The organism is Namhaeicola litoreus (genome assembly GCF_042679565.1).
Lineage (GTDB): Bacteria > Bacteroidota > Bacteroidia > Flavobacteriales > Flavobacteriaceae > Namhaeicola > Namhaeicola litoreus.
In genome coordinates this window covers 88,114-110,332 of record NZ_JBHTMY010000004.1, presented here as the reverse complement: position 1 = coordinate 110,332, position 22,219 = coordinate 88,114, and the positions used below count along the sequence as shown (strand labels likewise).

Annotated in this window: 27 protein-coding genes; 2 read left to right on the top strand and 25 right to left on the bottom strand. The window is 35.5% G+C overall.

Features of this window, described 5'->3' with window-relative positions:
• Nucleotides 1-42 precede the first annotated feature (42 nt).
• Nucleotides 43-1,014: a type I phosphomannose isomerase catalytic subunit gene (locus ACFQ39_RS14470; RefSeq protein WP_377180503.1), complete on the top strand. Its 972-nt coding sequence runs from the start codon at nucleotides 43-45 to the stop codon at nucleotides 1,012-1,014.
• Between the two features lie 98 nt (nucleotides 1,015-1,112).
• Here ACFQ39_RS14470 and ACFQ39_RS14465 read toward each other — a convergent pair whose 3' ends face one another.
• Both ACFQ39_RS14465 and ACFQ39_RS14460 read right to left on the bottom strand, forming a co-directional pair.
• Nucleotides 1,113-1,733, bottom strand: a complete 621-nt coding sequence (locus ACFQ39_RS14465) for a hypothetical protein (RefSeq protein WP_377180251.1) — start codon at nucleotides 1,731-1,733, stop codon at nucleotides 1,113-1,115.
• Nucleotides 1,734-2,244: 511 nt separating this feature from the next.
• Nucleotides 2,245-3,936, bottom strand: a complete 1,692-nt coding sequence (locus ACFQ39_RS14460; protein WP_377180249.1) for a carbamoyltransferase family protein — start codon at nucleotides 3,934-3,936, stop codon at nucleotides 2,245-2,247.
• Between the two features lie 464 nt (nucleotides 3,937-4,400).
• Here ACFQ39_RS14460 and ACFQ39_RS14455 point away from each other — a divergent pair, with 464 nt between their 5' ends.
• Nucleotides 4,401-5,786, top strand: a complete 1,386-nt coding sequence (locus ACFQ39_RS14455; protein WP_377180247.1) for an undecaprenyl-phosphate glucose phosphotransferase — start codon at nucleotides 4,401-4,403, stop codon at nucleotides 5,784-5,786.
• Nucleotides 5,787-5,898: 112 nt separating this feature from the next.
• Here ACFQ39_RS14455 and ctlX read toward each other — a convergent pair whose 3' ends face one another.
• From ctlX to rplX, 23 genes are all read right to left on the bottom strand, one after another.
• A complete protein-coding gene (gene ctlX, locus ACFQ39_RS14450) occupies nucleotides 5,899-6,834 on the bottom strand; it encodes a citrulline utilization hydrolase CtlX (RefSeq protein ID WP_377180245.1) in 936 nt (311 codons plus the stop codon).
• A 1,206-nt stretch (nucleotides 6,835-8,040) separates the two neighbouring features.
• A complete protein-coding gene (locus ACFQ39_RS14445; RefSeq protein ID WP_377180243.1) occupies nucleotides 8,041-8,961 on the bottom strand; it encodes a dimethylarginine dimethylaminohydrolase family protein in 921 nt (306 codons plus the stop codon).
• A gap of 87 nt (nucleotides 8,962-9,048) precedes the next feature.
• Nucleotides 9,049-10,335, bottom strand: coding sequence for a citrate synthase (locus ACFQ39_RS14440; RefSeq protein ID WP_377180241.1), 1,287 nt, complete (start codon nucleotides 10,333-10,335; stop codon nucleotides 9,049-9,051).
• A 115-nt stretch (nucleotides 10,336-10,450) separates the two neighbouring features.
• Nucleotides 10,451-11,743 (bottom strand): phosphopyruvate hydratase, encoded by a 1,293-nt coding sequence (gene eno / locus ACFQ39_RS14435; protein WP_377180239.1) that lies wholly within the window; start codon nucleotides 11,741-11,743, stop codon nucleotides 10,451-10,453.
• A gap of 104 nt (nucleotides 11,744-11,847) precedes the next feature.
• Entirely contained in the window at nucleotides 11,848-12,957 is a 1,110-nt protein-coding gene (carA, locus tag ACFQ39_RS14430; RefSeq protein ID WP_377180237.1) for a glutamine-hydrolyzing carbamoyl-phosphate synthase small subunit, read from the bottom strand.
• A gap of 16 nt (nucleotides 12,958-12,973) precedes the next feature.
• Entirely contained in the window at nucleotides 12,974-13,639 is a 666-nt protein-coding gene (locus ACFQ39_RS14425) for a hypothetical protein (RefSeq protein ID WP_377180235.1), read from the bottom strand.
• A gap of 76 nt (nucleotides 13,640-13,715) precedes the next feature.
• Nucleotides 13,716-14,225, bottom strand: coding sequence for a 50S ribosomal protein L17 (rplQ, locus tag ACFQ39_RS14420; RefSeq protein ID WP_377180233.1), 510 nt, complete (start codon nucleotides 14,223-14,225; stop codon nucleotides 13,716-13,718).
• A 40-nt stretch (nucleotides 14,226-14,265) separates the two neighbouring features.
• Entirely contained in the window at nucleotides 14,266-15,258 is a 993-nt protein-coding gene (locus ACFQ39_RS14415) for a DNA-directed RNA polymerase subunit alpha (RefSeq protein WP_377180230.1), read from the bottom strand.
• A 21-nt stretch (nucleotides 15,259-15,279) separates the two neighbouring features.
• The gene (gene rpsD / locus ACFQ39_RS14410; protein ID WP_377180228.1) at nucleotides 15,280-15,885 is read right to left on the bottom strand and encodes a 30S ribosomal protein S4; all 606 of its coding nucleotides are present in this window, start codon (nucleotides 15,883-15,885) and stop codon (nucleotides 15,280-15,282) included.
• A gap of 75 nt (nucleotides 15,886-15,960) precedes the next feature.
• The gene (gene rpsK, locus ACFQ39_RS14405) at nucleotides 15,961-16,344 is read right to left on the bottom strand and encodes a 30S ribosomal protein S11 (protein WP_377180226.1); all 384 of its coding nucleotides are present in this window, start codon (nucleotides 16,342-16,344) and stop codon (nucleotides 15,961-15,963) included.
• 12 nt (nucleotides 16,345-16,356) lie between these two features.
• Nucleotides 16,357-16,731: a 30S ribosomal protein S13 gene (gene rpsM / locus ACFQ39_RS14400; protein ID WP_377180224.1), complete on the bottom strand. Its 375-nt coding sequence runs from the start codon at nucleotides 16,729-16,731 to the stop codon at nucleotides 16,357-16,359.
• Nucleotides 16,732-16,734: 3 nt separating this feature from the next.
• Nucleotides 16,735-16,851: a type B 50S ribosomal protein L36 gene (gene ykgO / locus ACFQ39_RS14395; protein WP_377180222.1), complete on the bottom strand. Its 117-nt coding sequence runs from the start codon at nucleotides 16,849-16,851 to the stop codon at nucleotides 16,735-16,737.
• Between the two features lie 69 nt (nucleotides 16,852-16,920).
• A complete protein-coding gene (infA, locus tag ACFQ39_RS14390; RefSeq protein WP_377180220.1) occupies nucleotides 16,921-17,136 on the bottom strand; it encodes a translation initiation factor IF-1 in 216 nt (71 codons plus the stop codon).
• Nucleotides 17,137-17,141: 5 nt separating this feature from the next.
• Nucleotides 17,142-18,476 carry a preprotein translocase subunit SecY gene (gene secY / locus ACFQ39_RS14385; RefSeq protein WP_377180218.1) on the bottom strand — a complete coding sequence of 445 codons (1,335 nt, stop codon included), beginning with the start codon at nucleotides 18,474-18,476 and terminating at the stop codon, nucleotides 17,142-17,144.
• Between the two features lie 13 nt (nucleotides 18,477-18,489).
• Complete coding sequence (gene rplO / locus ACFQ39_RS14380) at nucleotides 18,490-18,939, bottom strand: 50S ribosomal protein L15 (RefSeq protein ID WP_377180216.1); 450 nt, start codon at nucleotides 18,937-18,939, stop codon at nucleotides 18,490-18,492.
• Between the two features lie 15 nt (nucleotides 18,940-18,954).
• On the bottom strand, nucleotides 18,955-19,134 hold the full coding sequence (rpmD, locus tag ACFQ39_RS14375) for a 50S ribosomal protein L30 (RefSeq protein WP_377180214.1): 180 nt from the start codon (nucleotides 19,132-19,134) through the stop codon (nucleotides 18,955-18,957).
• 10 nt (nucleotides 19,135-19,144) lie between these two features.
• Nucleotides 19,145-19,669 (bottom strand): 30S ribosomal protein S5, encoded by a 525-nt coding sequence (gene rpsE, locus ACFQ39_RS14370; RefSeq protein ID WP_377180212.1) that lies wholly within the window; start codon nucleotides 19,667-19,669, stop codon nucleotides 19,145-19,147.
• Between the two features lie 9 nt (nucleotides 19,670-19,678).
• Nucleotides 19,679-20,029: a 50S ribosomal protein L18 gene (rplR, locus tag ACFQ39_RS14365; RefSeq protein ID WP_377180210.1), complete on the bottom strand. Its 351-nt coding sequence runs from the start codon at nucleotides 20,027-20,029 to the stop codon at nucleotides 19,679-19,681.
• 12 nt (nucleotides 20,030-20,041) lie between these two features.
• Entirely contained in the window at nucleotides 20,042-20,584 is a 543-nt protein-coding gene (gene rplF, locus ACFQ39_RS14360; protein WP_377180208.1) for a 50S ribosomal protein L6, read from the bottom strand.
• A gap of 21 nt (nucleotides 20,585-20,605) precedes the next feature.
• Nucleotides 20,606-21,004: a 30S ribosomal protein S8 gene (rpsH, locus tag ACFQ39_RS14355; RefSeq protein ID WP_377180206.1), complete on the bottom strand. Its 399-nt coding sequence runs from the start codon at nucleotides 21,002-21,004 to the stop codon at nucleotides 20,606-20,608.
• Nucleotides 21,005-21,082: 78 nt separating this feature from the next.
• On the bottom strand, nucleotides 21,083-21,352 hold the full coding sequence (rpsN, locus tag ACFQ39_RS14350; RefSeq protein ID WP_377180204.1) for a 30S ribosomal protein S14: 270 nt from the start codon (nucleotides 21,350-21,352) through the stop codon (nucleotides 21,083-21,085).
• 3 nt (nucleotides 21,353-21,355) lie between these two features.
• Nucleotides 21,356-21,907, bottom strand: a complete 552-nt coding sequence (rplE, locus tag ACFQ39_RS14345; RefSeq protein ID WP_377180202.1) for a 50S ribosomal protein L5 — start codon at nucleotides 21,905-21,907, stop codon at nucleotides 21,356-21,358.
• 2 nt (nucleotides 21,908-21,909) lie between these two features.
• Complete coding sequence (gene rplX, locus ACFQ39_RS14340; protein WP_377180200.1) at nucleotides 21,910-22,218, bottom strand: 50S ribosomal protein L24; 309 nt, start codon at nucleotides 22,216-22,218, stop codon at nucleotides 21,910-21,912.
• Between the last annotated feature and the right edge of the window lies 1 nt (nucleotide 22,219).

Here is a 22,219-nt window from a genome sequence, read left to right as displayed (position 1 = left end):
TATTTGTTGCGGGGTTTTTTAATTTTAAATAAAATATAAATGATGAATTTGTATCCCTTAAAATTTGACCCAATTTTTCAATACCGCATTTGGGGTGGCAATAAATTGAAAACTTTTTTAAACAAAAATATCTCCACTGATCATATCGGTGAATCCTGGGAGATTTCTGATGTTTCTGAAAATCAAACTCTCGTTTCGAATGGACCGTTGAAAGGTAGAACCATTCGTGATTTAATTAATACATTTAAAGGAGATTTGGTGGGCAAAAAAGTATATGAAAGGTTTGGTACTGAATTCCCCTTGTTGATCAAATTTATTGATGCCAAAACCCCACTATCCATTCAAGTTCACCCAAGCGATGAATTGGCAAAAGAACGTCATAATTCATTTGGAAAAAATGAAATGTGGTATATCATGGATGCCGAAAAAGATGCTGAAATTATTGTGGGTTTTGAGAAAGAAACAAATATAGAAGAATACCAAAAAGTCTTAAAAGAGGATAAAATACTTGACCTACTTCATATAGAGAATCCAAAAAAAGGAGACACATATTATATCCCAACAGGAAGAGTACATGCCATTGGTGCAGGAATTCTATTGGCAGAAATACAACAAACCTCAGATATAACCTATCGTATTTACGACTATAATAGAGTTGATACAAAAACTGGTAAAAAAAGACAATTACATACTTCAGAAGCAATAGACGCTATCGATTTCTCCGTAATTAATAGTTACAAAACATCATATACGAAAAAAAGAGATTTTAAAAACGAATTAGTAAATTCTAAATATTTTAAAACCAATTTTTATACCCTAACAAAAAATAGAAGTTTTGACTATACTAATCTGGACTCTTTTGTTATTTTAATCTGCGTGGAAGGTACATTTGAAATACTAGAGTTAAACAAAAATATAAAAGTTATAGCGGGAGAAACCATTTTAATTCCTGCCAACATTGCGAAAATATCCCTTTTAACAACTAACACATCTATCATAGAAGTTACCTTGTAAAACAGTTTATCTACCTTTTAAATCTTCATAAATTTAAGAACAAAAAAAACCGGGTTATTCCCGGTTTTTTTTATAAAAATTTGTGACTATTTCAATCTCTAATTTGAACATATTACCGCATGTGCGATTACCCAGACACCATCGCCATCAGTATCTTTTACGTTAAAATCATACGTAAAAGAATCTGTTCCAGGACTAAATACTTTGGTAAAACCAAATTGACCTGGGGCAATTGTTGTTGGTTTTAAATCATTCGCATAAATATGTAATTCGGACATAGTATAATCAGGAAATATGTTATACGTCACTCTTAAAAGACCAGTCGCACTAACACTTCTCACGATAACATTTCCTACATGAACACCTTTGCTTGTGTCATTTTTACCTGCACCTGCCCAAAGCTCAAATTTTTCTTGCCACCAACCGGGGGCAATATTTGCAGCCCATCCCCATCTTCCTGGAGACAAGTCAAGTGTTGGATAGCCTTCTGGATTACTATTGCTATTGGAAGCGAATACATAACCATCAAACTCACAAATGTCGATAAATTTGGCAAATGCTGTTTCGCAGCCATTAACGTCTGCAGATTCAGTTTTTAACGATTCTTTTTTATTCAACAATTCTTGGTTTTTAGATTCACTTAGGTCCAACGAATCTGATTCACATGCGCTAAACAAAGCTATGATGCTTAGTCCAGCAATAATTTTGAGGGGTTTCATAACAATAATTTTTAAGGGGTTAATAAACAATTACTAATAGTAAATATAATTATTATTTTTTAAAAACCAATTTTATAGAGCATTACAAAATAGATAGAAGAAACGTTATCGAGAATGTGTACTAGAAAACCTCCATTCTTCATTAGTAGATAGCGATACAAAAGATTATTCCAAAAAAAATCTCAAAAACAAATTGGTAAATTCTCCAAAACCAATTTTGATACCCTAACAAAAAGTAGGAGTTTTAACTATACCAATCTGGATTCCTTTGATATTTTAACCTGCGTGGAAGGTATATTTGACATAGTAGATTCAGACGAAAATATAGAAGTTACAGCAGGAGAAACCATTTTAATTACTGCTAAAATTCAAAATATCTCGATTTCACCCATAAAACTACCATCATAGAAGTATCTCTTTAAAACGTACTTAAAAAAGTGATGTGCAGCCCAAAAATTCACTTATCCTAATGGATATGTAAAGTTGGATAAAAACTCCATGTAAAGTATTCTTATTTTGTTAATAAATAATTTCCGAGTACCAAAGCATCTAATCCATTTGAATAGAAACACCTAATAGCATGCACCGGAGATTCTACAACCGGTTCTCCTTGAATATTAAAACTAGTATTTAAGACCACTGGAACTCCAGTCCTTTTGCCGAGCGCAGTAATCAACTCATGATATCTTGGGTTTATTTCCTTTCTTACCGTTTGAAGTCTTGCTGATCCATCGACATGAGTCACAGCGGGTATAACCGTCTTCTTATCCTCTTTAACAGGACAAACCTTAAGCATAAATGGAGCCTCAACTTCCAAATCAAAATAATCTTGATAAGATTCTACTGTGGCAGACGGTGCAAAGGGTCGATAAGCTTCTCTAAATTTAACTTCTGAATTAATCTTGTCTTTCATATCAGGAAAAGCTGGATTTGCTAGAATACTTCTATTTCCTAAAGCCCTTGGACCTATTTCCATAGCACCTTGAAACCAACCTATTATTTTACCCTTAGCCAAAAGATCTGCTGCAACTTCGCAAATATCCTCGTGATAGACATGCTTAAGTTTTGCTCCGTTGAGCACTTTCTTTATTTCCTCATTCGTATAGCTCGTCCCTACGTAAGGATTGTCGTGAACAAATACTCTGGGCTTATTTAAGATTCCATTGTATAAATAATAGGCTGCTCCAATGGCGGTACCATTATCTCCAGCTGCTGGCATTACATAAACATCTTCAAATTTACTTTCTCTTACGATTCTGCCATTCATGACGCTATTCAATGAAACGCCACCACCTATAACAAGATATTTTGTCTTGGTCTTTTCATAAAGAATATCACACATTTCCAATACTCTTTCCTCCAAAACTTTTTGAAATGCAGCGGCCATATCCATATGTCGTTGTTCAAAAGGCCCATTTTTATCGCGTCTTTCACCAAATTTTTTAAAAAACTTTTCAGATAGCAGATTTTTCCATTTAAAATCTTGAAATTGAAAAAGATCTAAATCAATTTTTATATCCCCCTCTTTTGTAACTTTTACAATAGAGGCTATTTCATTAAAATAAGTATCAGGATTACCCATAGGAGCGAGCCCCATGGTCTTTCCCTCATCATAATTGGGTTTAAAGCCACAAAATTGTGTAACTGCTTCGTAAAGTGAGCCTAAAGAATTTGGAAAAAAACTTTCGCCAAATTTTTCAATTGAATTGTTCTCTCCATAGCCAATCCAACTTGTTGCCCATTCACCGGAACCATCTATGCCTAAGATAGCTGCCTTGTCATAGGGTGAAACAAAAAATGTTCCGGGTGCATGACATAAATGGTGTGGAATAAAATGAACTTTCGGTTCTTTTACTCCATTAATAAATATTTTATCATACCAAACATTAAACTCCTTTATTTTGCCTTTATTTCTTAAAATTTCCCACCTGTAATAATGTCCCCACCGCCTTTTGCTTCCAAGGTAATATTTTATTTTTTTGTCTAAGTTATGTGAGGGTTTTATTGAGATTGCAATATGATCGATATCCCCATAATTAATACCTGCGATCTCTAAACATTTGTCGATCGACAAATATGGAAAAGCTTGTGTATGTTTATCTCGATTAAGCCTTTCTTCCTCAATGGCAGCAACAAGCTTTCCATCAATTACAATACAGGCAGTAGAATCGTGATAATAAAAATTCAAACCAAGTACAATCATATAAAATAAGATTTAAACACGAACATTTAGTATTGCCGTAAAAATAGTTATTTTAAAACAATAATTTATCTGGATTATTGTCTGCTTTCTAAAATATCGTATATATTATTTTTCAGTATTTCTTGGATTCGCCCTTCAACATCTGACTTTCTGAAAGGTGAAATGGAGAAAGAAAATCACTTTATACTCAAAAATAACTTAAACTTTTAATTAGCATTAACTTCGATCTATAATTATTAAAATTATAGATTCCAATTTACTCGGTATTTACTTTGAAGATCAATAAGACAATCCATATAGTTAATGTTTAAGCTATTTACAACATCTTTGTTAAATTTATATCTAAAAATAACTTTATCTTTATTTTATATAATTTATTGAAAAATTATTTCTGATTAATTACCACAATATGATAAAAACATTTTTGCACTATACATATCTCTCACTGCTAACTAGATGAATATATGCCAAACGGTAAATCAAAATATTTTTTTATACCTGTTTTACTCATCGATATTATAATACTATCGATTTCTTTTTTTATCGCACATAATTTGTTCAAAAGTGAAATTCTTAGTTTAAACCATTATAAATTAAGTTTTACAATTGCTGCTTTTACATGGATTCTAATCGTCCTAAACCGAAAGATCTATGATATACCGCGATTTTTAAGAATGGATCATATTATGATGGAAAATGTAAAAGCCCTCATACTATACTTTCTTTTAATTAATACACTTTTGCTTTTTTTTGGCATTGCTATATCTCCTAAATTTTATATTTCAATGTTCTTGTCATTTTCATTTTTACAATTAGCGTGGCACATTGCCGTCCTTTTCCAAATAAAAAAAATGAGGATCCGCGGACTAAATTATAGAAAAGTTTTATTGGTCGGCATGAATAAGAATATGGAGGCGATGATAAAAAGAATCCAGTCATCACCTGAAGTCGGATATCAAATTTCTGCTTTATTTACCAACGCTGCTCCAAATGAATTTACCAAAAATCTATATCAGGGCAGACTTGAAGAAGTAAAATCATATTGTGAAAGTAATATAATCCACCATATGATAATAAGTCTGCCTCATAAACAAAGTGCTTTTATTAATGATTTATTGCATTTTGGTGATAATAATTTGATTCGGGTAAAAATAATTCCAGAGTATTCCGAATATCTTTCTCAATCCTTCTATATTGATTATGTAGACTTAATACCAATTTTAAAGTTTAGACAAGAACCTTTAGAGAGCTTATCAAATAAACTGATTAAACGATCTTTTGATTTAATCTTTTCATTTTTTGTCATATTATTTATCTGTTCATGGCTCTTCCCCGTAGTCGCCGTATTTATCAAACTTTCTAGTGATGGTCCTATTTTTTTCGTACAAGAGAGATCAGGAAAACGAGGTAAAATTTTTAATTGTTTCAAATTTAGGACCATGAAAATTAATCGTGAAAGCGATTTAATACAAGCTACAAAAGATGATGATAGAATAACTCCTGTTGGCAGATTTTTACGGAAAACCAGTTTAGATGAATTTCCGCAATTCATCAATGTATTTAAAGGCGACATGTCGGTGGTAGGACCAAGACCCCATATGCTTAAACATACAAAAATGTATAGTCAATTAGTCAATAAGTTCATGGTCCGTCATTTTGCTAAACCTGGAATTACAGGGTGGGCACAAATAAAAGGCTTTAGAGGAGAAACAAAAGAAGTAGAAGATATGAAAAAACGAGCAGAAGCAGATATCTGGTATTTGGAAAACTGGAATTTACTCCTTGATTTTAAAATAATAATTCTTACTGTCTGGAACATTTTTTCGGGTAAAGAGGAAAATGCTTTTTGAAAGTGTTTTTTTAATTACACTTTATATAAATAAATTAATCGCTTCGGCTGCATCTTTATTATATCTTCCTTCCAAAGCTATAAATTGATTGAATACACGATTAAATTACTATTTACCTCCTCCCCAAAAACACCTCCGCCATCATACACCTGGCGCTGCCTCCTCCCGCGGTTTCTATCGTGCTTAAATCACTATATAAAATTGTAGAAGATTTTTCTATGATTGCAATTTGGTGAGGAGTCAAGCATCTAAAAGCCGCTTCGCTCATTACTGTAAACCGCTCTTCATTATAGCCAATAACCTGAAGCATATTCCCGGCAAACTGGTTTACCTGTGCTTCGGTGATGGCGATGATATCTTTTCCAGACTCTTTCAAATGCGCGACGACATTTTTCTTTTCGCTTTGATCATCGATCGAATCCAAACAGATCACGGCAAATTTTTCACCCAAAGCCATCATCACATTGGTATGATAGATCAATTCTCGTCGACCTTCAACCGTTTGATAGGCATGAAATAAGACTGGTGTATATTCAAAATCTTCGCAGAACTCGATGAACAATTCTTCATCGGCTCTGGGCGACAAAGCACAATAGGCTTTTTTATTGACCCTGTCCAGTAATAAGCTACCCGTACCTTCCAGAAAGGTATCTTCATCTTCTGCAGATGTGTAATCTACCACTTCGTCGATCACAAATCCTTGCTCTTCGAGAATTTCTAGAATATCCTCTCTCCTTTCCAGTCGCCTGTTCTCTGCAAACATCGGATAAATGGCCACTGTGCCATTCTCGTGAAAGGAGATCCAGTTGTTGGGGAAAATAGAATCCGGTGTATTCGGGAATGGTTCATCATTCACCACGACCACATGTACCCCGGCACCTCTCAATTTTTTTACAAAATCATCAAATTCTTTCAAAGCTCTTGCTTGCACTTCTTTCGCATCAAGACCGTCCAATTGTTGCTGGTAAAAGTTATTGACAGCAGTTTGTTCATTCATTCTGAATGCCACAGGACGGATCATTAACAATGTATTGGTTATTTGTTGCATCACAGTAGTGGTTTTTTATTTTTATTGGTCATGTTAGTGTCTGTTTCAAACCGTGTTGCCCGAAGTTTACAACTTCGGGAGTTCTACCCTACTTTTTGCTTGATCAAAAAGTAGGCAAAAAATCAAGGCTGATTTTCATTTTCTATGACTTTTGCCATAAAATTTTTATCCGCCGCAGCCTAAGGACGCTTCGCTCTCTGGCTGCTCCTTCGCCTGCCGATGCCGATAGCTATCGGCATCTCTAAAATTTTCTGGAAGCCAGGACGAAAAATAAAATAGGCCAGGCTTTAAAATTCGCAAATCATGCAAAATTGAACAATCTACATTAATCATTCGTATTTCTCTCCTTCTAATTTTCAATCTTTCTCATAAACTGACTCTATCTCCGGCCTCAAAGAAAAAAGTGCTGAGATCAAAATCAAGGCTTAGTAAGACGGAGAAGCTTCGATCCGCTATGAGAAGATCACTCCGCCGCACTTAGCCCTGATGAAGGGCGAAGTACTTTTTTCTTTGCAGCCTTGAATTTTTGCTTCTTTTGTTTCAAGACAAAAGAAGAGAAACAAAATCCCGAAGTCAAAGACTTCGGGTAATACATTAATCACAGTCCAGTTAATCGTAGCCTATACCCACAAGGTGTTTTTTTCTTCGAGACCGGGCTTATAAATCCCTGATAAATAATCATTTCACTATTATCGAACTGAATAACACAGCTCCATTCCTCGCTTTAATGTACCTGTATTTAACGACATCGCTTTCTTCACTCTGTCACTACTTCACTTCTTCACTCTCCCACCGCATAACTGTATAACCGTAAAACCCGCCGAAGGCTGCAATCTCAATTCTAAATTCTCCCATCAACGTCATTTAGGTATCAAGATCAAATCATTCAATATTCATCATTCAACAATTATCATTAAATTCTGCCCTTTCACCTAAACTACCTTCCCCTCCTTTTAGGAGGGGTGGCACAAAGTGCCGGGGTGGTTACGTTTTTAAACGATCTAAATTTTAACCACCTCCCCCTTCGGGTACCTGACTGCCGCAGGCTGGCTCCTCCTAAAAGGAGGAGACGCTTTTTCACTTACAATTCGCACCATTCATCTCACTTCCCACTTCAAACCTCTAACTTCAACAATCAAAATTCAACCTTTGCCAGTACAACTGTAAATCCGCATAACTGTATCACTACAAACTCCCAAACACAACTCAATCCCTTATTAACGGTAAAGTAGAACATCTCAACAGCCCTTCTTGTTTGGATATTTCGGCGAATGGGATCTCCTCGACAACAAAGCCATGTGAGCGAAGCCAGGTATTCAATCTGGTAAAATTCTGTTCTGAAACAACGACCTCTTCAGAAATAGAAAATACATTGGAATTCATTTGATACATTTCTTCCTTGGTGATTTCAAATACATTCTCCTTTCCAAATAAATCTATGAGAAATTGGTATTCTTCTTCTATCAAAAATCCATTTTTGTGAATAATGGCTTTCCCTTTTCCCAAGGGTTGGAAACAACAATCCAAATGCAAGGCATTTTCTTTTGCATTTATATTCGATTTGCGCAATTCAAATTTGACAACTTTTTTATCTGGAAATAGATTTTTCAAAAATTCGATCGCCTCCTTATTCGTTCGCGCTGTGATGAACTGTTTGTAATCTTCTCCCGTATATGTACCTACAAAAATATACTCATTCCAGGGCATCACATCACCTCCTTCCACATGTACCTCCTCCGGTGGAATGATGATATCATTCGGGTCGAGATGGTTGACTATGTATTCAATCGATTGAAATTCTTCCTCCCGATCGGGCAAAATATTTGACTTAATAAATCTGTTCTCAATGACAAAGCCGATGTCACGTGCAAAAATTTGATTGACATCCTCCATAATCTCTGGTCGAAAAACGATCACGTCATATTTTTTTAGCACATTTTCAAAAGCATCCAACTCTAGAATCATATCCTCTTCCTTGGGATATGTTCCTGCAATTACATGTTCTCTCGACTTAGGATCATAACAGTCTTCAACCTTAGGCGTTGGTCCATTAGATTTCGCCGTTCCAAGCACTACAGCTTTAAGCCTGGAAGTCTCATTTTTGATATTTAAATAAAATTTGTCCAAAAAAATAAGTTTTTCACAAAATTAGCTAAAAAAAAATCGCAAAACGAAAATGGTTCGCCTTGCGATTTGTTAAAATTTAGTGAATCTTTATCTTTTGTCCATTGGAACAAACGGACGTAAAGGTTCTCCAATATATAATTGTCTTGGTCTTCCGATCGGTTCTTTATTTAAGCGCATTTCTCTCCATTGAGCAATCCATCCGGGTAAACGACCAATGGCAAACATCACAGTAAACATTTGTACAGGTATGCCCAAAGCGCGATAGATAATTCCGGAATAGAAATCCACATTTGGATATAATTTCTTCTCAGCAAAATACTCGTCTTCTAAGGCTACTTTTTCCAAATGCTTGGCGATGGCCAATACCGGATCAGAAGTACCTAAGTCTTCAAACAACTCATCGGCAGCTTTCTTGATCAATCTCGCACGTGGGTCAAAATTTTTGTATACCCTATGACCAAAGCCCATCAATCTAAATGGATCATCTTTATCCTTCGCTTTAGCGATATATTTCTCAACATCTCCTCCATCGTTCTGAATAGCTTCAAGCATCTCTAAAACAGCTTGATTTGCTCCTCCGTGTAATCTTCCCCAAAGCGCCGATACACCTGCTGAAATTGAAGCAAATAACCCTGCCTCTGAAGACCCAACAATTCTAACAGTAGAAGTAGAACAGTTTTGCTCATGATCTGCATGCAAAATCAATAATTCATCCAAGGCTTTCACGGCAATAGGATTGATCTTATAAGTTTCTGTAGGGATCTTAAACATCATATTCAAGATGTTCTCCACATAACCCAATGAATTATCAGCATAGTTTAATGGCATTCCATGGGTTTTACTATGCGCCCAGGCAGCCAAAACAGGAAATTTCGCCATGATCTTTACGATCCCCTCATAAAGAGCTACTGGATCATTTACATTGACTGTTATAGGGTTAAATGCTGTCAATGCACAAGTCATGGATGAAAGAATACCCATCGGGTGAGCACTTTTAGGATAGCCGTCAATGATGTTTTTCATTTCCTCGTTCAAAAGGGTATGTCTCTTGATATCCTTTTCAAACTTTTCATATTGCGCTTTAGTCGGTAATTCACCAAAGATGACCAAATAAGATACTTCGAGAAAATTAGAACCTTTGGCAAGGTCTTCAATCGAATAACCCCGATGCCTTAATATTCCTTTTTCACCATCGAGAAATGTAATCTTACTCTCACATGCTCCGGTATTTTTGAACCCTGAATCTAGTGTAATTAATCCACCTGTATCTGATCTTAAATTTTTAATATCGATGGCGACTTCATTCTCTGTACCACGAACTACAGGTAATTCATAGCTTTTACCGCCTATTTCTAATTTTGCTATTTCTGACATTCTATGACTATTATTTTATGAGGGTCTAATTTACAAAAATTAACACAGTTTCTTTGTAATGATTGTAGCTAATTTTAACATAAAAAAAACCGGTAAAAACCGGTTTTTATCATTATTATTTTTTCACTTTAAAAGCTTTGAGTTGAGGGAAATAAGCCACATCAGCTAATTCCTCTTCAATTCTTAGCAATTGATTGTATTTTGCCATACGATCACTTCTTGAAGCTGAACCTGTCTTAATTTGCCCTGTATTTAAGGCTACAGCAAGATCCGCAATGGTATTGTCTTCTGTTTCACCTGACCTGTGAGACATCACAGAAGTATAACCGGCATTATGTGCCATGTTAACTGCGGCAATCGTTTCAGACAAAGTACCGATTTGGTTGACTTTGATCAAAATTGAATTGGCAATTCCTTCTTTGATTCCTCTCGATAAACGTTCAACATTGGTTACGAATAAATCATCTCCAACCAATTGAACTTTATCTCCGATTTTATCAGTCAAATCTTTCCAACCTGCCCAATCATTTTCATCCATTCCGTCCTCGATAGAAATAATTGGATATTTTGCTACCAATTCAGCCAGATAATCTGCTTGCTCCTGACTGGTTCTTACTTTTCCATTCGGCCCTTCAAATTTTGAATAATCGTATTTTCCATTTTCATAAAATTCTGCAGAGGCACAATCTAAAGCCAACATAACTTCTTCTCCTCCTTTGTATCCGGCCTTTTTAATTGCGGCTAAAATGGTTTCAATAGCATCTTCTGTTCCGTCAAAAGTTGGGGCAAAACCGCCCTCATCACCTACTGCAGTGCTTAAATTTCTATCGTGAAGTATCTTTTTCAAATTATGGAAGATCTCGGTCCCCATTTGCATAGCATGGGTAAAACTTTTTGCCATGACCGGCATGATCATAAACTCTTGAAAAGCAATGGGTGCATCAGAATGCGAACCTCCGTTTACAATATTCATCATGGGTACCGGTAAAGTATTACCACTTACACCACCTACATATCTAAACAAAGAAACTCCTAATTCATTAGCTGCAGCTTTTGCCACTGCCAAAGAAACACCCAAAATAGCATTGGCACCCAATTTTGATTTATTTGGTGTACCATCTAATTCTATCATTAATTTGTCTATCGCATTTTGTTCGAATACAGAAAATCCTAATAAATGCTCAGCGATGATTTCATTTACATTTTCAACGGCCTTTAAAACGCCTTTACCCATGTAATCTTTTCCTCCATCTCTCAATTCTACTGCTTCATGCTCTCCGGTGGAAGCACCTGAAGGTACTGCGGCACGACCAACATAACCATTTTCTGTAGTGACATCAACTTCTACTGTTGGATTTCCTCTTGAATCTAAGATCTGTCTGGCGTGGATATTTACTATAATACTCATATTTTCTAGTTTTTATTTTATATTGTAAATTTAAGGAACTAAACCCGTTCTGTCCCTGTTTTCATATAATTTATACTCAAACGATTTCGACTGCTATGTGTTTTTTAAACAGTTTTTGTCACATTCATTCGTTCGATAAATTCATCAAACAAATAAGATGAATCATGTGGCCCAGGGCTAGCCTCAGGATGATATTGTACTGAAAAACAATTCTTATTCTTCATTCTCATCCCGGCAAGGGTATTGTCATTTAAATGGATGTGGGTTACATCGAAAAGATCTCCCTCTTCTACTGCCTTTCTATCCACCACAAATCCGTGATTTTGAGATGTAATTTCTCCTTTTCCTGTCAATAGATTTTTTACGGGGTGATTAATCCCTCGATGTCCGTTATGCATTTTATAAGTTGGAATTCCATGTGCCAAGGCAATCACTTGATGTCCAAGACAAATACCAAATAAAGGTTCATCTAACTCTATAATTTGTTTGGCAATTATCTGAGCATTGGTTAATGGAGTTGGATCACCCGGACCATTCGATAGAAAATATCCGTCAGGTTCAAAGGCCTGCATTTCTTCAAAACTCGTATCAAAAGGGAAAACTTTGATATAGCAATCTCTTTTCTCAAAATTTCTCAGGATATTTCTTTTAATACCCAGATCTAAAGCAGAAATTTTATACTTTGCTTCAGGATTTCCAAAGGTATATGCTTCTTTCGTAGACACACTCGAAGCCAGCTCTAAGCCTTCCATTGAAGGTACTTTGGCAAGCTCTGATTTTAAAAAACCCATATCTAAATTAGTAGAAATTACCGCATTCATAGCTCCTTTATTGCGTATATGCCTTACCAAGGCTCTGGTATCAACATTAGAAATTGCAAAGAAATTTTGATTCTCAAAATACTCCAACAAGGATCCGTCAGAATCAACACGTGAATGTTCATATGAAAAATTTCTACAAACTAATCCCGATATTTTGATAGAATCTGATTCTTGTTCTTGATCGTTCACACCATAATTTCCAATGTGCGCATTGGTCGTTATCATGATCTGACCAAAATAAGATGGGTCTGTAAATATTTCCTGATAGCCTGTTGTACCCGTATTAAAACATATTTCACCAACTGCTGTACCGTCTTGACCAACGGCCTGTCCTTCGAATATAGTTCCATCTTCCAAAAGTATAACCGCCTTCTTTTTTGTTTTAAATTCCATTAGCTGTTTGATTTTTTTAAATTGTGTTGTAAAAATTAAATGCCCGTATCATATCAGATTCATCCTTATAAGAAAGTTTATTTTCTTTGATAAATTTTTCAACCTTACCCTTATCATTCCCAAAAAAATCTTCCAAATTCTTCTTGTTGAGCGATATTTTTTTGGGGATGCCACCTTTGATCACATAATAATCCTCAATTATTTTATACCTCGATGGTTTTGTAGTCCCGTCTGTCGGATTGAACATACCTTCAATAATTTCGACTTCATAGTGCTTGATCAAGCTTCCATTTTTCCCTTCAGAAAGTATTTCCTGGATTTTTCCTGAATAATTTGGTTTCAAAAGTTTGTTGTTAATTTTAACCGAATCAAGGCTAGATTTATCAAAGATAAAAATAGAATCATTTGATTTCATCTGACTGAATTCATATGTAGATAGGTCCAAATTGATATTATTAAGTCTTAAGATTTTTCCATTTGCATATAATTCACCTTGATTCTGCCAATTGGGCATAAGGAATCTCGACCCTTCAATTTCCTTTCCGTCAATATGATAGGAAGATTTTCTAAAAAACCCACCTACAACATCATTTGCACTTCCTACCTGACCAGGTGTTTTTCGTTCTTGGGAAGAAGCGACGCAAAAGCTTATCAGCAGGATAATAACTAGAATATGTTTCATAATTTCAATATAAAAAAAAAGGATAAGCTTTTAACAGCTTACCCTTTAATTAATTTAAACACAACCAATAACATAATTATGCTTCATCTTTAGCATCTGTATCCTTTGTTTCAACTTTGCTGTTTTCTGGTTTTGAAGGAGCAGCAGTCTCAGCAGTTTCTTTTGAAGACTTCTTACCTCTTCTTCGGGTAGTCTTCTTCTTAGTTCCTCCTTTAGGATTGTACAACTCGTTATAATCAACAAATTCTACCATCGCCATGTCTGCGTTATCTCCTAAACGACTACCTAATTTGATTATTCTTACATAACCTCCAGGTCTGTCTCCAACTTTTACAGCAACATTTCTAAACAATTCTGTAACTGCTTCTTTGCTTTTAAGATTTTTAAAAACAATTCTTCTGTTATGTGTAGAATCTTCCTTCGATTTGGTTACCAAAGGCTCTACAAACTGACGCAATGCTTTTGCCTTTGCTACAGTTGTATTAATGCGCTTGTGCTCGATTAATGAACAAGCCATATTAGAAAGCATTGCTTTTCTATGCGCAGTTTTTCTACTTAAATGATTTATTTTCTTTCCGTGTCTCATTGTACGCTCAGTATTAACTTCATTCCTTTACGCGGAATAACTATTCTTTATCTAATTTGTATTTAGTCAAATCCATGCCAAAGGTCAAACCTTTCACATTTACCAATTCATCTAACTCAGTCAATGATTTCTTCCCAAAGTTTCTGAACTTCATCAAATCACTTTTGTTAAAAGAAACCAAATCACCCAAAGTATCAACTTCTGCAGCTTTCAAACAGTTTAATGCTCTTACAGAAAGATCCATATCGATCAATCTGGTTTTTAATAACTGACGCATATGCAATGATTCTTCATCATAAGTTTCAGTTTGAGCAATTTCATCTGCCTCTAATGTAATTCGCTCATCTGAGAATAACATAAAGTGATGAATTAAGATTTTAGCTGCTTCGGTTAAAGCATCCTGAGGATTAATAGACCCATCGGTGGTGATATCAAAAATGAGTTTTTCGTAATCTGTTTTTTGCTCTACCCTATAGTTTTCAATGCTGTATTTTACATTTTTGATTGGCGTATAGATCGAATCAACAAAAATAGTACCTAGCGGTGCTGATGCTTTTTTATTTTCTTCTGCCAATACAAATCCTCTTCCTTTGTCTATAGATATTTCCATATCTAGTTTAACAGATTTCTCTAAATTACATATTACCAATTCAGGATTTAAAATTTGAAAACCTGAAATAAAGTTTTGAAAATCTCCGGCAGTAATTTGCTCCTTTCCACTCAATGATACAGATACACTTTCACTTTCTGTATCTTCAATTTGCTGTTTAAATCTAACCTGTTTCAGGTTTAGAATAATTTCAGTAACGTCTTCAACGATTCCTTCAATGGTAGAAAACTCATGCTCTACTCCTTCGATACGTAAAGAGTTGATTGCATAACCTTCTAAAGAAGAAAGTAAAACACGTCGCAAAGCATTCCCTATGGTTAAACCATATCCAGGCTCTAGGGGTTTGAATTCGAATTTACCTTCATAGGCATTCGATTCAATCATTAATACTTTATCCGGTTTTTGAAAATTTAAAATTGCCATAAGTTTAGAATCTGTCTTTAATTATTTAGAGTACAACTCTACAATAAACTGTTCGTTAATATTTTCTGGAATTTGAACTCTTTCAGGAACTTTGATAAATCTTCCTTCTCTGGTTTCAGAATTCCAAGCAAGCCATTCATATACACTTTTGTTGGCAGCTAATGAACGGTCAATCACTTCTAACGATTTCGACTTTTCTCTTACACCTATAATATCTCCTTCTTTTAACTGATAAGACGGAATGTTAACTATTTCACCATTAACTGTAATGTGACGGTGCGATACCAACTGACGTGCACCACGACGTGATGGGGAAATTCCCATTCTGTACACCACATTATCTAATCTACATTCGCAAAGTTGCAATAATACTTCACCGGTAATACCCTTTGTACTTTGAGCTTTCTCAAAAAGGTTGCGGAATTGACGTTCTAAAATACCATAAGTGTATTTTGCTTTTTGCTTTTCGTTCAACTGAATAGAATATTCAGATTGTTTTCCTCTTCTTCTGTTTGAACCATGCTGCCCCGGAGGGTAGTTTCTTCTTTCAAACGATTTGTCTTCTCCAAATAAAGTCTGACCGAATTTTCTGGAGATTTTTGTTTTTGGACCTGTATATCTTGCCATTTCTTTAAATAATTAAGGGATTATGAATTAAGGCAATCCTTCGATAATCTTAATCCTCGTTATTAAAATTTATAATTATACTCTTCTTCTTTTTGGAGGTCTACATCCGTTGTGTGGGATTGGTGTAATATCCACTATTTCAGTTACTTCAATACCACTGTTGTGGATCGTTCTGATTGCAGATTCTCTACCATTACCCGGACCTTTTACGAAAACTTTTACTTTGCGTAAACCAGCCTCATGAGCAACTTTTGCACAATCTTCAGCAGCAGTCTGCGCAGCATAAGGAGTATTCTTTTTTGAACCTCTAAAGCCTTGCTTTCCTGCACTAGACCAAGAAATAACATCTCCGTTTTTATTCGTTAACGATATGATGATGTTATTAAAGGTGGCATTGATATGCGCTTCCCCAACAGCGTCAACTATAACTTTTCGCTTTTTTTGAACTTTCTTTGCCATTTTCTCTAATGATTATTTAGTTGCTTTCTTTTTGTTTGCGACAGTTTTCTTCTTACCTTTTCTGGTTCTCGAATTATTTTTCGTGTGTTGACCTCTCAATGGTAATCCAGATCTGTGTCTGATTCCTCTGTAACAACCGATATCCATTAAACGTTTGATGTTTACTTGGATCTCCGATCTCAATTCACCCTCAATTTTGACTTTGGCTACTTGTTCACGAACTTCTGCGATGTTGTCATCTGTCCAATCCTGAACTTTAATATTCTCGTCAACTTGGGCATTCGCTAAAATCTCTTTAGCCTTACTTCTACCGATACCAAAGATATAAGTTAGTGCTATAGCACCTCTTTTGTTCTTTGGGATGTCAATTCCTGCTATTCTTGCCATAACTTATCCTTGTCTTTGTTTAAATCTAGGATTACTTTTGTTGATTACATATAATCTGCCTTTTCTGCGTACAATTTTGCACTCGGCACTTCTTTTCTTAATTGATGCTCTAACTTTCATAAGTTCTAGTCTTTGTTAACAACCACTATTGTATATTACAACTCCCAATATAACAAGCAGTTAAAAAAATTAATATCTATAGGTTATTCTTGCTTTACTTAAATCATATGGACTCATCTCCAACTTCACTCTATCACCGGGTAGTAATTTGATGTAATGCATCCTCATCTTTCCCGAAATATGCGCCGTTACAATATGCTCATTTTCTAGTTCAACACGAAACATTGCATTAGACAACGCTTCTATAATTGTTCCATCTTGTTGTATTGCAGCTTGTTTTGCCATATACTTTAAACAGTTGTTTTTCTTTTTGCTCCGGTTTTCATCAAACCATCGTAATGTCTATTTAACAAATACGAATTGATTTGTTGCAGTGTGTCTATTGCTACACCCACCATAATCAATAATGAGGTACCTCCGTAAAACAATGCCCATCCGGGTTGTACACCAAATTTGGTAATGATAGCAGGCAATACCGCTAACAATGCCAAGAAAATAGATCCGGGCAATGTTATTTTAGATAATATACCATCTAAATACTCCGCAGTATCTTTACCAGGTCTGATACCTGGTACAAATCCTCCACCTCTCTTTAAATCATCCGCCATCTTATTGGTTGGAATTGTAATGGCTGTATAGAAATAACTAAAAATGATAATCAGAATAGCAAAAACCACATTGTACCAAAATCCAAACATATCTGTAAACGAAATACCGATAGATTTTAAAGTGTTATTCTCAGAATTTGCCAATAAACCTGGAACAAACATTAATGCTTGTGCAAAGATAATGGGCATTACACCAGATGAATTTAATTTCAATGGAATATATTGCCTAGCTCCTGCTACATCTTTTATATTACCTGCAGCTGTTCTTCTTGCGTATTGAACCTGAATTTTTCTAACAGCTGTAACCAATAGTACAGAAGCTAAAATAACAAGTAACCAAATGATCACTTCGATCAATATCATTAATAATCCACCGTTAGATTGAGTTACCCTAGAGGTAGCTTCTTGCATAAAAGATGCAGGAAATCTAGCGATGATACCGATCATAATTAACAAGGATATTCCGTTTCCAATTCCCTTGTCAGTAATTTTCTCGCCCAACCACATAGCAAATACAGTACCTGTAGTTAACAATAGGATTGATGAGAAATAGAACAAAGGACCTCTTCCTAATAAAAATGCACTTTCAGGAATACCCAAACTCGGTAAACTTACAATATAAGCCGGTGCCTGAATGATCAAAATACCAATGGTTAACCATCTTGTAATTTGATTGATCTTTTTCCTTCCACTTTCTCCTTCCTTCTGTAATTTCTGTAAATAAGGAATCGCTATACCCATTAACTGCACTACAATAGATGCTGAGATATAAGGCATAATTCCCAAAGCCATTACCGAAGCATTAGCAAAAGCGCCTCCGGTAAATGCATTCAACAGACCTAACAAACCTCCGGATGTTTTGTCGTTTATACCCGATAATTGTGTCGGGTCGATTCCAGGTAATGGTAAATGAGCTGCCAAGCGATACACCACCATCAAACTTAATGTAATGATGATTTTGTTTCTTAACTCGTCAATTTTCCAAATATCCTGTAGGGTACTAATAAATTTCTTCATTAAACAATACTATTTAAATCGTTTCAGCTTTACCTCCTGCTTTTTCAATAGCGGCTTTGGCAGTTGCTGTAAATTTATGTACCGTGATATCTAATTTTGCGGTGAGTTCTCCACGCCCCAAAATCTTTACCATATCGTTCTTACTTGTCAATCCATTTGCGATCAATACTTCCATATTCACTGTATCAGTGATCTTGCCATCATCAACCAATTGTTGAAGTTTGTCCAAATTGATTCCTTTGTATTCTTTACGATTGATATTTGTAAAACCGAACTTAGGTACTCTTCGTTGTAAAGGCATCTGACCTCCTTCAAATCCTATCTTCTTAGAATATCCTGAACGAGATTTTTGTCCTTTATGTCCACGAGTTGCAGTTCCACCTTTTCCAGAACCCTGACCACGTCCGATTCTTTTTACCGATTTTACTGACCCTTTTGCCGGTTGTAAATTATTAAGTTCCATAACTCTAATACCTTATTAAATTTCTTCTACAGAAACTAAGTGATTAACTGTTTTTACCATTCCTAAGATTGACGGAGTTGCCTCGTGCTCAACCGACTGATTCATTCTAGTCAAACCAAGTGCTTCTAAAGTAAGCTTCTGGTTTTTAGGTCTTCTTATTTTACTTCGAACCTGTGTAATTTTTAATTTCTTCATCACAAATCTATTATCCGTTAAACACTTTTTCTAAGCTAATTCCCCTTTGTTTAGCGATGGTATGTGCATCACGTAAATTTAACAAAGCATCAAATGTAGCTTTTACTACGTTATGTGGGTTAGAAGATCCTTGTGATTTTGATAGTACATCATGAACTCCTACTGATTCTAATACCGCACGTACAGCACCACCGGCAATAACTCCGGTACCGTGTGAAGCTGGTTTCAAATAAACTTTCGCTCCTCCGTATTTACCTTTTTGCTCATGTGGTAATGTCTGGTTCAAAATCGGCACTCTTACCAGGTTTTTCTTCGCATCTTCAATGGCTTTTGCGATGGCAGTCGCCACATCTTGAGATTTACCTAGACCGTATCCTACAACGCCATTCCCGTTACCTACAACCACGATTGCGGAGAATCCAAAAGTTCTTCCTCCTTTGGTCACTTTGGTCACACGTTGTACCCCTACCAAATGATCTTTTAATTCTAAACCGCTTGGTTTTACTCTTTCAATATTTTTATAACTCTTGAACATGACGTCTTGTTAAAATTTTAAACCACCTTCTCTTGCTCCATCAGCAAAAGATTTAACTCTTCCGTGAAATAAATATCCATTTCTATCAAATGAACAAGTTTCAACACCTGCCTTTACCGCTTTTTCAGCAAGCAATTTTCCAACTGCATTTGCCACTTCCACTTTTGTTCCGGCAGTTACACCTTTTTCTCTTGAAGAAGCCGAAGCAATGGTCACACCGCTAGCGTCATCAATTAATTGGCCGTATATTTCTTTGTTACTTCTGTATACAGACAACCTTGGCTGACTTGCAGTTCCTGTAACAATTTTTCTGATTCTCTGTTTAATTCGAGATCTTCTTTCTAGTTTTGATAATGCCATAACTATCCTCTATTAAGCTGTTTTACCTGCTTTTCTTCTTAACAATTCTCCAACAAATTTAACTCCTTTTCCTTTGTATGGTTCAGGCTTACGGAAAGATCTGATCTTAGCCGCCACATGACCCACCAATTGTTTATCATGCGAAGTTAATTTTATGATAGGGTTTTTCCCCTTTTCTGTAATCGTTTCAACTTTTACTTCCGGAGCAATATCAAATATAATATTGTGAGAGAATCCTAAAGCTAAATCTAATCTTTGTCCTTGGTTCGAAGCACGGTAACCTACACCCACCAACTCTAGGTCTTTAGACCAACCTGTTGATACACCTACCACCATGTTATTGATCAGAGCACGGTATAAACCATGTGCTGATTTTTGTGCTTTACTTTCGTCGCTTCTTTCTAAAACCAAAGTATTATCTTCTTGTTTCACTGTAATCCCAGTAATATCCTGAGATAACTCGCCGAGTTTTCCTTTCACTGTGATGTGGTTGTCTTTGAGCTCAACTGTCACACCAGCGGGAATAACTACGGGATTTTTTCCAATTCTTGACATCTTACTAATCTTACAATTTTATTAATAAACGTAACATAATACCTCGCCACCAACATTCTCTAAACGAGCTTTCTTGTTCGTCATTACCCCTTTTGAGGTAGAGACGATGGCGATTCCTAAACCATTTAATACCCTTGGCATTTCAGAAGCACTTGCATACTGACGTAAACCCGGTGTACTTACTCTTTGTAATTTTTTAATTACTGATTGTTTAGTAATCTTGTCATACTTAAGTGCAATTTTAATTTTGTCTTGCACTTTGTTTTCTTCAAACTTGTAGCTAAGAATATAACCCTGATCAAACAAGATCTTGGTCATTTCCTTTTTCAAATTTGAAGCTGGAATTTCGACCACTCTATGCCCTGCTTTTGCGGCATTTCGAATCCTGGTCAAAAAATCTGCTATAGGATCTGTATACATATAAAAAATTTGCGGTTTTGGTTTTTAAGCCCGAGTACTAGGACTTAAACTTCAAACCAATTAATATTCAATTCTAAATTACCAACTCGCTTTTTTAACACCAGGAATAAGCCCGTTGTTAGCCATTTCACGGAATAATACACGCGAAATACCAAACTGTCTCATATAACCTTTTGGTCTACCTGTTAATTTACATCTGTTGTGCATGCGAACAGGTGAAGCATTTTTCGGTAATTTTTGCAATAGCTCAAACTCTCCGGCTTCTTTCAAAGCTTTTCTCTTCTCAGCATATTTTGCAACCGTTTTTGCTCTTTTTACTTCGCGAGCTTTCATTGATTCTTTTGCCATCTCTTAATTCTTTTTAAATGGTAAACCCAATTCGTGTAATAATGATTTCGCTTCTTTGTCGGTATTTGCTGTTGTCACAAAAGTGATATCCATACCTCCAATTCTGTAAATCTTATCGATATTGATTTCAGGAAATATAATTTGCTCAGTAACTCCTAAGTTATAATTACCCCTTCCATCAAATCCTGTGCTTTTCACACCTTTAAAATCTCTTACCCGTGGAAGCGCTACAGTGACCAATCTATCGAGAAATTCGTACATTCTATCAGCGCGTAAAGTTACTTTAACGCCAATCGGCATTCCTTTTCTCAATTTAAAAGACGCAACGTCCTTTTTTGAAATGGTTGTTACTGCTTTCTGACCTGTAATAGCAGTTAATTCGTTAGCGGCATGCTCGATTAATTTCTTATCTGCAATGGCTGCACCAACTCCTCTACTGATCACAATTTTTTCCAATTTCGGAACTTGCATCACATTTTCGTATCCGAATTCTTCTTTCAAAGCATTTTTGATTCTGCTTTGATATTCTTCTTTAAGTCTAGGTGTATATTCCATAACTATATTACTTCATTCGTTTTTTTAGAGAATCTAACCTTATTATCTCCATCTTTACGGAATCCTACTCTCGTAATTTTTCCGTTTTCAACTAACATAAGATTAGAAATGTGAATAGCCGCTTCTTTTTTTACGATACCACCCTGTGGATTTTGTGCACTGGGTTTTGTGTGTTTAGAAACTAAATTAACGCCTTCGACAATTGCTCTGTTCTTATCTTTAATTATCTCGACAATTTTCCCTTCTTCACCTTTGTGATCACCAGAAATTACCTGAACCGTATCTCCGGTTTTTAATTTTAGCTTTGCCATA

Excerpts from the sequence above, each read along its gene's own strand:
- rpsN (WP_377180204.1), bottom strand. The coding sequence starts at position 21,352 with ATGGCAAAAGAATCAATGAAAGCTCGCGAAGTAAAAAGAGCAAAAACG.
- rpsK (WP_377180226.1), bottom strand. The coding sequence starts at position 16,344 with ATGGCAAAGAAAGTTCAAAAAAAGCGAAAAGTTATAGTTGACGCTGTT.
- rpsD (WP_377180228.1), bottom strand. The coding sequence starts at position 15,885 with ATGGCAAGATATACAGGTCCAAAAACAAAAATCTCCAGAAAATTCGGT.
- rplE (WP_377180202.1), bottom strand. The coding sequence starts at position 21,907 with ATGGAATATACACCTAGACTTAAAGAAGAATATCAAAGCAGAATCAAA.
- ctlX (WP_377180245.1), bottom strand. The coding sequence starts at position 6,834 with ATGCAACAAATAACCAATACATTGTTAATGATCCGTCCTGTGGCATTC.
- infA (WP_377180220.1), bottom strand. The coding sequence starts at position 17,136 with ATGGCAAAACAAGCTGCAATACAACAAGATGGAACAATTATAGAAGCG.
- carA (WP_377180237.1), bottom strand. The coding sequence starts at position 12,957 with ATGGAATTTAAAACAAAAAAGAAGGCGGTTATACTTTTGGAAGATGGA.
- ACFQ39_RS14415 (WP_377180230.1), bottom strand. The coding sequence starts at position 15,258 with ATGGCAATTTTAAATTTTCAAAAACCGGATAAAGTATTAATGATTGAA.
- ACFQ39_RS14425 (WP_377180235.1), bottom strand. The coding sequence starts at position 13,639 with ATGAAACATATTCTAGTTATTATCCTGCTGATAAGCTTTTGCGTCGCT.
- rpsM (WP_377180224.1), bottom strand. The coding sequence starts at position 16,731 with ATGGCAAGAATAGCAGGAATTGACATCCCAAAGAACAAAAGAGGTGCT.
- ACFQ39_RS14440 (WP_377180241.1), bottom strand. The coding sequence starts at position 10,335 with ATGTCAGAAATAGCAAAATTAGAAATAGGCGGTAAAAGCTATGAATTA.
- rpmD (WP_377180214.1), bottom strand. The coding sequence starts at position 19,134 with ATGAAGAAATTAAAAATTACACAGGTTCGAAGTAAAATAAGAAGACCT.
- ACFQ39_RS14455 (WP_377180247.1), top strand. The coding sequence starts at position 4,401 with ATGCCAAACGGTAAATCAAAATATTTTTTTATACCTGTTTTACTCATC.
- ACFQ39_RS14470 (WP_377180503.1), top strand. The coding sequence starts at position 43 with ATGAATTTGTATCCCTTAAAATTTGACCCAATTTTTCAATACCGCATT.
- secY (WP_377180218.1), bottom strand. The coding sequence starts at position 18,476 with ATGAAGAAATTTATTAGTACCCTACAGGATATTTGGAAAATTGACGAG.
- ACFQ39_RS14460 (WP_377180249.1), bottom strand. The coding sequence starts at position 3,936 with ATGATTGTACTTGGTTTGAATTTTTATTATCACGATTCTACTGCCTGT.
- rpsH (WP_377180206.1), bottom strand. The coding sequence starts at position 21,004 with ATGTATACAGATCCTATAGCAGATTTTTTGACCAGGATTCGAAATGCC.
- rplF (WP_377180208.1), bottom strand. The coding sequence starts at position 20,584 with ATGTCAAGAATTGGAAAAAATCCCGTAGTTATTCCCGCTGGTGTGACA.
- rpsE (WP_377180212.1), bottom strand. The coding sequence starts at position 19,669 with ATGTTCAAGAGTTATAAAAATATTGAAAGAGTAAAACCAAGCGGTTTA.
- eno (WP_377180239.1), bottom strand. The coding sequence starts at position 11,743 with ATGAGTATTATAGTAAATATCCACGCCAGACAGATCTTAGATTCAAGA.
- ykgO (WP_377180222.1), bottom strand. The coding sequence starts at position 16,851 with ATGAAAGTTAGAGCATCAATTAAGAAAAGAAGTGCCGAGTGCAAAATT.
- rplQ (WP_377180233.1), bottom strand. The coding sequence starts at position 14,225 with ATGAGACACGGAAAGAAAATAAATCATTTAAGTAGAAAAACTGCGCAT.
- rplR (WP_377180210.1), bottom strand. The coding sequence starts at position 20,029 with ATGGCATTATCAAAACTAGAAAGAAGATCTCGAATTAAACAGAGAATC.
- ACFQ39_RS14465 (WP_377180251.1), bottom strand. The coding sequence starts at position 1,733 with ATGAAACCCCTCAAAATTATTGCTGGACTAAGCATCATAGCTTTGTTT.
- rplO (WP_377180216.1), bottom strand. The coding sequence starts at position 18,939 with ATGGAACTTAATAATTTACAACCGGCAAAAGGGTCAGTAAAATCGGTA.
- rplX (WP_377180200.1), bottom strand. The coding sequence starts at position 22,218 with ATGGCAAAGCTAAAATTAAAAACCGGAGATACGGTTCAGGTAATTTCT.